This is a genomic window from Staphylococcus sp. GDY8P57P (assembly GCF_017892585.1).
Taxonomy (GTDB): Bacteria; Bacillota; Bacilli; order Staphylococcales; family Staphylococcaceae; genus Staphylococcus; species Staphylococcus borealis.
The window spans coordinates 26,640-39,645 of record NZ_JAESLK010000032.1 but is presented as its reverse complement, the minus strand read 5'-3'; the positions used below and the strand labels follow the sequence as shown (position 1 = coordinate 39,645).

Sequence of the window (13,006 nt, the reverse complement as noted above, 5' to 3'; positions counted from 1 at the left end):
CAGTTTTCAATGTTCATTTAATTATTATAAATGGTGGAGACTAGCGGGATCGAACCGCTGACCTCCTGCGTGCAAAGCAGGCGCTCTCCCAGCTGAGCTAAGCCCCCAAATTATTTAAGAAGTCGGGAAGACAGGATTCGAACCTGCGACCCCTTGGTCCCAAACCAAGTGCTCTACCAAGCTGAGCTACTTCCCGTATGTAATTAAATAATAAATAAAATTTAAATGGCGCGCCCGATAGGAGTCGAACCCATAACCTCTTGATCCGTAGTCAAACGCTCTATCCAGTTGAGCTACGGGCGCTATATTTAAGATGGTGCCGAGGACCGGAATCGAACCGGTACGGTGATCTCTCACCGCAGGATTTTAAGTCCTGTGCGTCTGCCAGTTCCGCCACCCCGGCAATATAATGGAGCGGAAGACGGGATTCGAACCCGCGACCCCCACCTTGGCAAGGTGGTGTTCTACCACTGAACTACTTCCGCATGTGGCTATTAAAATAATCGTATGAGCCATAGAGGATTCGAACCTCTGACCCTCTGATTAAAAGTCAGATGCTCTACCAACTGAGCTAATGGCTCAAAGATGGTGCCGGCCAGAGGACTTGAACCCCCAACCTACTGATTACAAGTCAGTTGCTCTACCAATTGAGCTAGGCCGGCAAATTAATTAAGAATGGTGGAGAATGACGGGTTCGAACCGCCGACCCTCTGCTTGTAAGGCAGATGCTCTCCCAGCTGAGCTAATTCTCCAACATGTAAGCCTGGCAACGTCCTACTCTAGCGGAACGTAAATCCAACTACCATCGGCGCTAAGGAGCTTAACTTCTGTGTTCGGCATGGGAACAGGTGTGACCTCCTTGCCATTGTCACCAGACAATAACTTACTCAATTAATTATAATGTCAATTATTTTAATTTTCAATAGTTAATTTTACACTTTATTAAAGTTATCTTTACAAGTCTTTTACAAAATTAACTTTCGTTTTTGACGACTTTTATATCTTACAACATTCAAAAGGTAAAGTCAACAGTTTTTTAAAACTTTTTTAATTTAATAAGTTTATCATTTGTTACTTCGACTTCTTTTGAACACTTTTACTATGTTAGCACATCATAAGTACAATGACCATACCTTTTTTAAACTATTTTATTATAATTTCTCCACTCTTTTTTACTTTTGTAACACCTTTTCTCAAATAATATGTAAGTCACTTTAAGTCATCTAATATTCAATGCCTATATACTTACCTATTCTAACTATTTAACTCATTTTCGTTTCATTTAGCATATATATAATAAAAAAATTGACTGGGACAAATTGAAATGTCTCAGTCAAATATATCATCTTGGCAGCAACTGACTGATTTGAAAGGGGCTCAACTCAGACTTTTTCAAACCTAGTCATACTTATCGACGGGCACTGGCTAAGAAAATATCATAAGAAATGCTACAACAAAACAAGATGGGAGCCGGACAACGAAATAAATTTTGGAAAATATTATTTCTGTCCTACTCCCATCTCAAATATTAAATACGATCTATTTCTGTCTCATGTAAGGGAATAATAATACGTCTCTGATAGATGGAGAGTCAGTTAATAACATAACTAAGCGATCGATTCCGATACCTAACCCACCTGTTGGAGGCATACCGTACTCTAATGCTTCAATGTAGTCTTCATCCATTTCATGTGCTTCATCATTTCCTTGAGCTTTTTCAACTAATTGTGCTTCGAAACGTTCACGTTGATCAATTGGATCATTTAATTCAGTAAATGCATTAGCGTGTTCTCTACCTACGATGAATAGTTCGAAACGATCCGTGAATCTAGGATCTTCTGGGTTTTTCTTCGCTAATGGAGAAATTTCAATTGGATGTCCATAAATAAATGTTGGTTGAATTAATGTTTCTTCCACTTTTTGTTCAAAAAATTCATTTAAAATATGGCCATACTTCATATTATCTGTAATTTCAATACCATGTTCTTTCGCTGCTGCGATAGCTTCTTCATCAGTTTTAATTTGATAGAAGTCTACACCTGTTGCTTCTTTTACAGCATCAACAATATGAAGACGTGTCCAAGCAGACTCTAAATCAATTTCTTCTCCGTTATATTGAACTTTTGCAGAACCAAGGACTTCTTGAGCAATATGTCTAACCATAGACTCTGTTAAGTCCATAATATCATGGTAATCAGCATAAGCTTCGTATAATTCAATCATAGTGAATTCTGGGTTATGACGTGTTGATACACCTTCATTACGGAATACGCGTCCTATTTCATATACCTTCTCAAGACCACCAACGATTAAACGTTTCAAGTGCAATTCAATTGCAATACGCATATATAGCGTTGCGTCTAATGCATTATGGTGTGTAACAAATGGACGTGCAGCTGCCCCACCTGCGATTTGATGCATCATTGGTGTTTCAACTTCTAAGAAACCTTGTTTATTTAAGTAGTTACGCATTTCTTGAATGATTTTACTACGATTAATAAACGTTTGTGTACTATCTTGGTTAGTGATCAAGTCTAAATAACGTTGACGGTAACGTTGTTCGATATCTTGTAAACCATGGAATTTATCAGGTAAAGGTCTTAGCGCTTTAGATAATAAAGTAAATGTTTTAGCTTTTACTGATAGCTCACCTGTATTCGTTTTGAACATGACACCTTCAATACCAACGATATCACCTAGGTCTGCACCTTTCCATAAATTATCGAAATCTTCTTCGCCAATTTGGTCTTTACGCACATAAATTTGAATTTGGCCAGTCAAATCTTGAACATGTGCGAAACCAGCTTTACCTTTACCACGTTTAGTCATTAAACGACCTGCAATTGACACGTGACTTTCGTCTTCTTTTTCATGTAACGCTTCTTTAGAGAACTCATCCCATTGTGCTTTTAATTCGCTAGCAGTAGCTGAACGTTCAAAACGTTTCCCAAAAGGATCGATTCCTAAATCAATTAATTCTTGTAGTTTTTGACGACGGACCTGCATTTGGTCATTCATTTCTTCTGACATAACTTTCTCTCCTTTAAACTTCTTTTTTATGATAAATGTTCCATGGATCATTTTTAAAATGCTTATAAGAAATCTTATAGCCTATTTAGTGATATTTCTTCACGCTTTTTATGGAAATTCGTTACCTTTATCACTTTAAAATTATGATATTCTTTATATTCGCATTTCAAATGGTGCGCTTCGTGTTGAGAAATACTTGATAAAATGTCTTCTCAGATTAGTCTACTATAGCAAAGCTGCAATATAGCCTAAGGTTATTATACTTACCCAAAGCTTAATACTTAACCTTTATATTTCTTAACAGTATCATCTGGTTTAACTAAATCAGAGATACGTGCATTTGAACGAGGTTCAATTTGTGTAGATGCAATATCATTCAATGGTATTAATACAAAAGCACGTTCACCCATACGTGGATGTGGCACTTCAAGGTCATCTTCTTCTATTACCTTATCTCCATATAATAAAATATCGACATCTAATGTTCTTGGACCCCAACGTATGTCTCTAACGCGATGCAATCGCTGTTCAGTTTCTAAGCAATGTTTAAGTAGTACTTTGGGCTGTAATTCTGTTTCAATTTCTAAACACAAATTTAAAAAATTGGGTTGCTCTGTATAGCCTACTGGTGCAGTCTCATATATTGGAGAAATCTGAGTTACAGTGACACCGTCTATGCTATCAATGATTTTAATAGCTTCTTGTAATTGCTGTTCCCTATCACCAATATTGCTTCCTAAGCCTAAATACGCTTGTACCATTTAACGATTCTCCCTCACTATTTCTATACCTACACCGTCATAATGACCTGGGATAGGTGGATTTTCTTTAGTGATTCTGACTTTCGTTTCCATTACACGATTATAGTGTGAATTTATACGTTTTGCAATACGTTCAGCTAGATGTTCGATTAAATTACATGGTGGACCTTCAACGATTTCTTTCACATCTTCAAACACTTCACCATAATGTACAGTATCAACCACTTTATCAGATTGACCCGCTTCAACTAAGTCTACTTTCAAAGTAACATCTACTACAAAGATTTGACCTATCTCATTTTCAGCAGGTAATGCGCCGTGATAGGCGTAAAATCTCATACCATTAAGAAAGATTGTGTCGTTCATCGTCATTCTCCTTTAAGAAATCCATACTTTGGCCTAATCGAGCGTTTAATTGAACATTATGTACACGCACGGCTTTGACGCCTTTCATTATACCATAAGCTGTTGTTGCAGCTGTGGCCTCATCACGTTCTAGTGCCTTCGTTTCGGTACCAATCATTTCTTTGATGAAACGTTTACGACTCGTTGCCAATAAAACAGGATACTCTGTTGCAACTAGTTCATCTAAACGTGCCATTACTTCATTTTCTTCTTCACGCGTTTTCGCAAATCCAATTCCTGGATCTAGCCATATTTTATGCTTAGGGATACCTGCCATTTCAGCTTTGTTCGCTTGCGTAATAAGTGATAACAACATCTCTTCGACAACTGGTTGATCACGATGTCCATCACCATTGTGCATTAATACAATTTCAGCATCATAAGCAGCTACAACATCAAGTATTTTAGGGTCGTATAAGCCTGCCCATTGGTCATTAATCATTGTAGCCCCTAATTTTAAACATGCTTCTGCTACTTCACTACGATATGTATCAATCGAAAGTTGAACATTTAATTTTATAAGTTCTTCCACTACAGGAACAACACGTTCAATCTCTTCTTCCGTTGAAATTTCTGTAAAACCTGGTCGTGTAGATATACCTCCAACGTCTATAATATCCACGCCCTCTTCTACCATCTCTTTTGCACGTGCAACTGCCTTATCTACCGAATTGTACTTACCACCATCAGAGAATGAATCCGGTGTTACATTTAATATGCCCATAATTTTTGTTTTAGTCATTTTTGTCACGTCACCCTTCGTCCTTTTGAAAATGATTTGTAGCACAATAACTACGTTGACTTAATATTCACATACTAATGATACACTCATTTACCAAACATTTCAGTGTTTATAATCGACATCCAAACATCTATAGCTTTCATTGAATTTAATTGGGGTGTTTTTTAGAAAAAAGAACGGGAGTAGGACAGAATTCATTTAAATTCGTTGCCCCACCCCCGTAAGGATGACTATAACTGAGAGAAGCTTAACTTAAGCACATCTTAGTTCTGTCAGCTACTGCGAATTTGCAAAGTAGCATCATTATATTATTTATATCTTAGACCACTAAAAATCTTAATTATTGATTAATCATCAAATGAATATAAAGGTGTAGATAAGTAACGTTCACCATTACTTGGTAATACTGTTACAACTGTTTTACCTTTACCTAATTCTTTTGCTTTTTGGATTGCAGCATGGATCGCAGCACCTGAAGAAATACCTGCTAAGATACCTTCTTCTTTAGCAACACGACGTGATGTTTCCATAGCTGTATCGTTATCAACTTTGATAATACTATCGTAAATATTTGTGTCTAAAGTATCTGGTACAAATCCTGCACCTAAACCTTGTAATTTGTGTGGTCCAGGTTCACCACCACTTAATACTGGTGATGCTTCAGGTTCGATAGCAACGATTTCAACGTTAGGGTATTTTTCTTTTAAGACTTTACCTACACCAGATAAAGTACCACCTGTACCTACACCTGCTAAGAAAGCATCAATTTGTTTACCTTCGAATTGCTCAACTAATTCTGGGCCAGTCGTTAAAGCATGGATTTCAGGGTTTGCTGGGTTTTCGAATTGTTGTGGTTCGAAGTAACCATGTTCTTCTTTTAATTCTTTTGCTTTTTTGATAGCGCCTTTCATAGCTTCTGAACCTGGTGTTAAGACTAATTTTGCACCATAAGCTTTTAATAAGTTACGACGTTCAGAACTCATTGTTTCAGGCATTGTAAATACTGCTTTATAACCTTTAGCTGCACATACGAAAGCTAAACCGATACCAGTGTTACCACTTGTTGGTTCTACGATTGTATCACCTGGTTTAATTTTGCCTTCTTTTTCAGCTTTTTCGATCATAGCTAATGCGATACGGTCTTTTACTGAACCACCTGGATTTTGGTATTCTAATTTTACGTATACATCTGCTGCATCTTCATCTACAACGTTTCTTAATTTTACTACCGGTGTATTGCCAATAATTTGAGTAATGTTATCTACTGGTTTTTGTGCCATTGAAAAAACGCTCCTTTTACTTTCATATTTAAAACTTAGTTTTTTTATCGGATATAATTATATTCTATCAGAATTTTCTAAAAAGACAAAGATAATTCTCTCATTTTTAGACTTAAAGTTACATTTTACTTCCACATTCATTTATCTTCCCTGTAAAAAAGGCAATAAACACGTGATGGTTCATCGCCTTGAATTCTCTTTTCAGTTATACAATTATGCCTGCATTGAAGCTAATAATTCTTCTAGTTCTGCTTCTGAATAACTGTATTTGTTACCACAGAAGTGACAAACTGCTTCAGCACCATGATCTTCTTTAATCATATCTTGAACTTCAGCTTCACCTAAACCTTTAATCGCATTTAGAAACTTCTCATGGCTACAATTACATTCAAACTGTGCAGGCATAGTCTCTAAAATTTGAACATTGTCTTCTCCAAGTATCTCATTTAAAATACCTTCTGGCGTCAAGCCTTGTTCAATTAATTTAGATACAGGTTGCATATTACTAATAGCATTTTCTAATTTAGTAACTGTTTCATCTTGCGCGCCAGGCATCACTTGAATAATGAATCCTCCAGCGGCTTTAATAGAATTGTCTGGATTTACTAACACGCCTAATCCTACTGAAGAAGGTGTTTGTTCACTTGTCGCAAAATAGTATGTGAAATCTTCTCCCAATTCACCTGATACAATTGGGCTTGCACCAGAGAAATAATCTTTCATACCAACGTCTTTGACTACTTGAATTGAACCGTCTGTGCCTACCGCTCTTCTTACATCTAATTTACCTTGTCCATTTAAAGGGAAATGTGTTTGTGGTTTATCAACATAAGCACGTACATTTCCTTCTGCATCTGCATCTGCAATGATTCTGCCGATAGGACCTTTACCATCAACTGTTACAGTTAATTTTTGATCGCCTTTCAACATTGAACCCATTAATAAAGTTGCAGTCATTGTTCTGCCCATTGCAGCTGATGCTGTCGGCCAAGTATAGTGACGTGTTTGCGCCTCTTGCACTGATTCAGTTGTGAGTGCAGCATATGCACGTATTTCTCCATCAAACGCTAATGATTTAACGATATAATCATGTGTCATCTTTGTATACTCCTTTAATACATCTATTTTTATATTGCTATTATTTATACTTGAATCATTCATTTACTTCTAATATTTTCCTTTAAGGATACTTATTCTACACTTGTTCAATAAGAATATGAAGTAACTTGCTTTCAACATTATTATTGTTATTTTAACTATCCTTTTATATTAAAAAAATCTCCTTCGATTAAGGCGTATTGCCCTACTCAAAGGAGATAACAATCCAGCTAAACCTTATCGATTGTTAGGGTTGTTTGGATCATTCGGATTATATGGTTTGTCAATATTAGGAGATTGTTCATAACCTGTTTCGTCTTCATCACTGGAATGGCCACGATGTTGATCCGTATCTCCGTTTGAACCGTCACGTAGTTGATCATGTCCTGCATGATTATCTCTACCATCTCTTTGACGATGTCTACGTTCACGATTAATATCGTTATCCTCTTTACGATCTTCTCGCATATCTTCTTTTCCTTCTTCTAGTTGTTCTTCGCGAATATCATCGTAAGATTTACCATATTTACCTTCGCTAAAGTCAGAATCTTCATCTTTAACAACGCGCGCAGCATCGTAATCTACTTCTGGTAATACACCATCATAGAATAATGAACGGATTTGTTCTGCTACTAATGTTTCTTCTGTTAACAATGTTTTAGCGATAAGTTTAAGTTCTTTTTCATGTTCTAATAAGATTTGTTTACAACGTTCATATTGTTCTTTAATAATACGTTGAACTTCTTTATCAATTTCATAAGCGATTTGACCAGAATAATTAGGTTCACCTTGCATATCTTTACCTAAGAAGACTTGTCCACCACCGCTAGATGAGAATTGTAATGGTCCAAGTTTTTCACTCATACCATATTCAGTAACCATAGAACGTGCAATTTGCGTTGCTCTTTCGAAGTCATTTGATGCACCGGTTGATACTTCATGGAAGTTAATATCTTCTGATACACGACCACCTAATAAACCACAAATTTTATCTAATAATTCAGGTTCTGTCATTAAGAAGCGATCTTGTTTTGGTAACATCATTGCATAACCACCAGCTTGTCCACGAGGAACAATCGTTACTTTATGCACAACTTCCGCTTCATCAAGCACCATACCAATGACCGTATGACCTGCCTCATGATGAGCTACAATATTACGTTCTTTGTCAGAAATAACACGTGATTTTTTAGCTGGTCCAGCGATAACTCGGTCTGTAGCTTCTTCGATATCACGCATATCAATTTTATTTTTACCTTCACGCGCAGCAATTAAAGACGCTTCATTTAATAAGTTCTCTAAATCTGCACCTGAGAAACCAGGCGTTCTTTGTGAAATGGCTTTTAAGTCAACTGTTTCATCAAGTGGTTTATTTTTAGCATGTACGTGAAGTATAGCTTCACGACCTTTAACATCTGGACGACCAACTTGAATTTGTCTATCAAAACGACCAGGACGTAATAACGCTGGGTCTAAGATATCAGGACGGTTAGTTGCAGCAATCATGATAATACCTTCATTTTCACCGAAACCATCCATTTCAACTAGTAATTGGTTAAGTGTTTGTTCACGTTCATCATGACCGCCACCAACACCTGCACCACGTTGACGTCCAACTGCATCTATTTCATCGATAAAGATGATACATGGCGCATTCTTTTTCGCATTTTCGAATAGGTCACGTACACGGCTTGCACCGACACCCACAAACATCTCAACGAAGTCTGAACCACTGATTGAGAAGAATGGTGCACCAGCTTCACCAGCTACGGCACGCGCTAATAATGTTTTACCTGTACCTGGAGGGCCGACAAGTAATACACCTTTAGGTATTCTTGAACCCATTTGTTTAAATTTCTTATTATCTTTTAAGAAATCTACAATTTCAATTAACTCTTGCTTTTCTTCATCTGCACCAGCAACATCTGAGAATCGTACACGACGTTTTTGGTTATCGTACATTTTAGCTTTAGATTTACCAAAGTTCATCATACGACCGCCACCGCCGCCACCTTGTGCTTGGCTAAGGAAGAAAATAAATAAGAAAGCAATAATCAATACAGGAATTAATGTCGTCAACATACTTACGAAGACGCTTTGTTTCTCTTCTTCTTTAACTTTAAAATCTAGTCCTTTTTGGCTTTTGGCTTCATCTGTAATTTTTTGTAAGTCTTTTTCGTTATTGTATAAGATTGTTGAAGCATAATCTTCATCATTTTTTGTTTTACCACTTACCAAGTACACATTTTGTTCAGGTTGGATTTCTAAGGTTTTCAAGTCACCCTTATCCAATTTCTCTACAAACTGTGAATAGGAAAGTTGTTTCGGAGTATTACCGTTCCCATTTATGTAAGAAAATACGCCGAATATAATAACGCCAATAATTGCGATAACAAGCACATTGCGAAAAGCTTTTTGCATGCGTCATTTCCTCCTATTTCTATAATAAAGCTAACAAAAATTGTAACACAATACTTCTCTTAAAGGCTAGCATTTCAACTTTTGTAATACTTTTCAAAATCCTTGTGTTATCAAACTTTTTAAAACCTAAATTCCCTAAAAATGATTTGTTTTTTTAAGTCAGGTTTAAGCATATAAAATGAGTCTACACTAATTCTACACTTAAGTATAGTTATTATATTTTAAACACGATTTAATTATATTAACAACTAAATAAATGTCACTTACTTGTTATAAATTTCTGGTTTTAATGTCCCGATATACGGTAAATTTCTATAATGTTCAGCATAATCTAAACCATACCCTACAACAAATTCATCAGGAATTTTCTTGCCGACATATTTCGCTTCAATATCAGCTTTACGTCGATTTGGTTTATCTAATAAAGTAACAATTTCAAGTGAGTTAACTTTACGAGATTGTAATAATTCAGTAATGGATTTCAATGTCGTACCTGTTTCTAAAATATCTTCAATAATGAGGACATCTTTATTTTCAATAGATGAACCCAAATCTTTTAATATTTGGACTTCTCCTGTTGATTCAGTCCCACCATGGTAGCTTGAAACATCCATAAAATCAATTGCTAAATGTGTATCAATACGTTTAATTAAGTCGGCCATAAACATAACAGAACCTTTTAAAATACCAACGCAGACAAGTGGTTTATCTTTGTAATCTCTCGTTAACTGTTCACCTAAATCTTTACAAATATCTTGAATATCTTCTTCAGTTAATAAAATTTCCTTTAAATCATCTTTCATTAATCATTCATCTCCAATTTTTTTGATTTCGATATGTTGATTATATGCTTGAGCAATATATAAATTACCTACAGCAATAATTTGATGGTGTTGATTTTCAATTACTGGCATTTGCATGCGCGCATCATTTGGAATTTTATAATCTATAAACAAACGCCCTACTTTTTTATGGCCTTGTTGTCCATTCAATTCGACTTTATCTCCATTGCGACGTGTTCGTATCAATAACGGTAATTGGTCATGGGGTATCGTCGGATGAATAACGATATGATAGGATCCGAAACGATATGTATTTGCTTGATTCACAATTTGATTATCTAATAATGACGGCTCATTTTTAGCCAATATAATAAATTTATCATATGCCATTTGAATTATCCATTTTTCAGTAAGGGATATCTCAAATTGTGCGATTTCACTATCAATTTGAGCAAACCATTCATGGTATTGTTTCTCTGAAAATGACTTATCCAATTGAAGGTGTTTGAATAGTTGATCTAATAACACCATTTTAGTAATGTCATCTAGTTGATTAAATGCATGTCGTGCACACTGAATCTGTGTTGTATTATTATTGATCGAGATGTCATGTTCAATAAAAGCATCGGCTTTTTTTCGACTTTCACGTAATTGGATGTCGTGCCAACGTTTTAGCTTTAGTAAATGCGTGCTATCAAGCTCTGAATTTTGGTTAATCGCTGGTAATAACCGATTACGAATATCATTTCTAACATATTTATTATCACTATTTGAACTATCCTCGTAATAGGGAACTTGATATTTATGCTGATAGTCGCGTATGTCATCTTTTGAAACTTCCAGTAATGGGCGACTTATTGTATAGTGACGACGTTTCGATTGAACGTCTATTCCTAAAGTACTTCGCGTAGAACGCCCTGTAAACAGTCGATAAAAAATGGTTTCAAGTTGATCATCTAAATGATGTGCTGTAAGCAATACGTCTGCCTTTAATTGCTTCATCATTTCATCAAACCACTCATAACGCAGATAACGCGCATCAGCTTGTATACTCTTACCCTGTGCTACGATATCAGTTAAATTCAATCGTTTCACATAACAAGGGATGGCGTGTTGTTTACAAAACGCTTCTATAAATGCTTCTTCCTTATGCGATGCCTCTCGCAAGCCGTGATTAACATGTAGACAAGTCAATTGTTTATACGTATGTGATAATTGTGTAAGTAAATGATGCAACAGCGACATACTATCTATACCTGTCGAAACTGCAATCACAATATGATCTGTATTGTTCCATAGCGACGTATTAACTTTCAACATTCAGACCTCCTTAATCCCTAGAACATTACGTAATACAGTGCTGTAATGCGCTCATCAAAAAAAGAGTGGAACTAAAATTCATTGTTGAATTTTAAGTTCCACCCCGCAAAAATAACACATCATATATATAAATAAAGGGCCATTCGACAGGACAACAACCATGTATGTTCGTAGTGAATGTCACCTATAATGATGTCATCCTTGCTATTACCTATAATCATATAAATAATATATTTAAATTAGCGTCTTGAACCTTTACCGCCACGTCTTGATTCTGTTTGTCGTTTAATAGATGTTAATTTATCTTCACTATCTTTCAAGAAATTGCTTAATTTCTTTTCGAAATCTTCACCTTTTTGTTGTGGTGGTCTATTGTGATTTGATTTATGTTGTGGTCTACGAGGACGATCTTTGGCTTTTTTAATTGAAAGGCTAATTTTACCGTCATCTGCAATAGATAAGACTTTAACTTCAACTTCGTCTCCAACTGATAGGTGATCTTCAACATTCTCAACATAGTTATCAGCCACTTCACTGATATGAACTAAGCCACTTTTTCCTTCAGGTAATTCTACGAATGCACCAAATTTTTTGATACCAGTAACTTTACCTTTTAGCTTGTTTCCTACTTCGATTGACATATTCTAAATAAATCCTCCCGATTTTGATTCGATTTTAAACTTATTATATTCCTGTTTTAATATTTTCACAATGCTATAAAACCAGATAATTCATTCTTCTTTAAGAAAAACGATTATCTTTTATATTATCAGTTGTCATTTGAGGATTTTGATTTAGAATCATCATCGTTATTAGGCAATTTAAAAATAACTTCACCTTTATTACTCAAGTAATAATCATCTCTTGCTACCTTCTCAATGTAGTCCTTATTATTTAAATTACTGAGCTCTTCTTTTAATGCGATTTCCTCATCTTGTTTTTTTTGAAATTGTTCCTCTTTATGCTTTCGCTCAACTGCAGCTTTATCATTGCTTTGTTTTTGGACGACAAGCATGATGGATAGAATAATAATGATCGCTAATAGTATCCCACCGAATACGGTCACTCGTCGTCTAACAACTCGCATTTTTTTCTGTTGTCGTTGTTTCTTTCGGTTTTTTTCGGAGGTATACTGGTTTCCTATGTTTTCTACCTTTTTACTCATTG

At 35.7% G+C, this 13,006-nt stretch carries 11 protein-coding genes, 8 tRNA genes and 1 rRNA gene; all 20 read right to left on the bottom strand.

The genetic code is table 11. The features are described 5' to 3' along the window. Window positions 1-31: 31 nt before the first annotated feature. Window positions 32-107: transfer RNA gene (locus KA878_RS10440), tRNA-Ala, on the bottom strand. 15 nt (window positions 108-122) lie between these two features. After that, a tRNA-Pro gene (locus KA878_RS10435) sits at window positions 123-196 on the bottom strand. 30 nt (window positions 197-226) lie between these two features. Further along, window positions 227-303: transfer RNA gene (locus KA878_RS10430), tRNA-Arg, on the bottom strand. Window positions 304-314: 11 nt separating this feature from the next. Next, a tRNA-Leu gene (locus KA878_RS10425) sits at window positions 315-403 on the bottom strand. A 7-nt stretch (window positions 404-410) separates the two neighbouring features. Then, a tRNA-Gly gene (locus tag KA878_RS10420) sits at window positions 411-485 on the bottom strand. A gap of 23 nt (window positions 486-508) precedes the next feature. After that, a tRNA-Lys gene (locus KA878_RS10415) sits at window positions 509-581 on the bottom strand. Window positions 582-586: 5 nt separating this feature from the next. Next, window positions 587-662 (bottom strand) — tRNA-Thr (locus KA878_RS10410). Window positions 663-676: 14 nt separating this feature from the next. Next, a tRNA-Val gene (locus tag KA878_RS10405) sits at window positions 677-752 on the bottom strand. Between the two features lie 9 nt (window positions 753-761). Then, window positions 762-876, bottom strand: a 5S ribosomal RNA gene (gene rrf / locus KA878_RS10400). 663 nt (window positions 877-1,539) lie between these two features. Then, on the bottom strand, window positions 1,540-3,030 hold the full coding sequence (gene lysS / locus KA878_RS10395; protein WP_070854586.1) for a lysine--tRNA ligase: 1,491 nt from the start codon (window positions 3,028-3,030) through the stop codon (window positions 1,540-1,542). Between the two features lie 281 nt (window positions 3,031-3,311). Next, window positions 3,312-3,791, bottom strand: coding sequence for a 2-amino-4-hydroxy-6-hydroxymethyldihydropteridine diphosphokinase (folK, locus tag KA878_RS10390; protein WP_070854585.1), 480 nt, complete (start codon window positions 3,789-3,791; stop codon window positions 3,312-3,314). Continuing rightward, on the bottom strand, window positions 3,792-4,157 hold the full coding sequence (gene folB / locus KA878_RS10385; protein ID WP_193839740.1) for a dihydroneopterin aldolase: 366 nt from the start codon (window positions 4,155-4,157) through the stop codon (window positions 3,792-3,794). It lies immediately after the preceding gene. Further along, window positions 4,135-4,938: a dihydropteroate synthase gene (folP, locus tag KA878_RS10380; protein ID WP_053031345.1), complete on the bottom strand. Its 804-nt coding sequence runs from the start codon at window positions 4,936-4,938 to the stop codon at window positions 4,135-4,137. The genes folB and folP overlap by 23 nt, the downstream gene beginning before the upstream one ends. A gap of 347 nt (window positions 4,939-5,285) precedes the next feature. Beyond that, a complete protein-coding gene (gene cysK / locus KA878_RS10375; protein ID WP_053031342.1) occupies window positions 5,286-6,218 on the bottom strand; it encodes a cysteine synthase A in 933 nt (310 codons plus the stop codon). A gap of 213 nt (window positions 6,219-6,431) precedes the next feature. Next, on the bottom strand, window positions 6,432-7,316 hold the full coding sequence (gene hslO, locus KA878_RS10370; protein ID WP_075108882.1) for an Hsp33 family molecular chaperone HslO: 885 nt from the start codon (window positions 7,314-7,316) through the stop codon (window positions 6,432-6,434). A 237-nt stretch (window positions 7,317-7,553) separates the two neighbouring features. Next, on the bottom strand, window positions 7,554-9,737 hold the full coding sequence (gene ftsH, locus KA878_RS10365; RefSeq protein ID WP_053031338.1) for an ATP-dependent zinc metalloprotease FtsH: 2,184 nt from the start codon (window positions 9,735-9,737) through the stop codon (window positions 7,554-7,556). 263 nt (window positions 9,738-10,000) lie between these two features. After that, a complete protein-coding gene (gene hpt / locus KA878_RS10360) occupies window positions 10,001-10,540 on the bottom strand; it encodes a hypoxanthine phosphoribosyltransferase (protein ID WP_053031336.1) in 540 nt (179 codons plus the stop codon). A 3-nt stretch (window positions 10,541-10,543) separates the two neighbouring features. After that, window positions 10,544-11,836: a tRNA lysidine(34) synthetase TilS gene (tilS, locus tag KA878_RS10355; protein WP_398577049.1), complete on the bottom strand. Its 1,293-nt coding sequence runs from the start codon at window positions 11,834-11,836 to the stop codon at window positions 10,544-10,546. A 242-nt stretch (window positions 11,837-12,078) separates the two neighbouring features. Continuing rightward, a complete protein-coding gene (locus KA878_RS10350) occupies window positions 12,079-12,480 on the bottom strand; it encodes a S1 domain-containing RNA-binding protein (RefSeq protein WP_053017953.1) in 402 nt (133 codons plus the stop codon). A 128-nt stretch (window positions 12,481-12,608) separates the two neighbouring features. Next, window positions 12,609-13,004 carry a cell division protein DivIC gene (gene divIC, locus KA878_RS10345; RefSeq protein WP_053031330.1) on the bottom strand — a complete coding sequence of 132 codons (396 nt, stop codon included), beginning with the start codon at window positions 13,002-13,004 and terminating at the stop codon, window positions 12,609-12,611. Window positions 13,005-13,006: the final 2 nt, after the last annotated feature.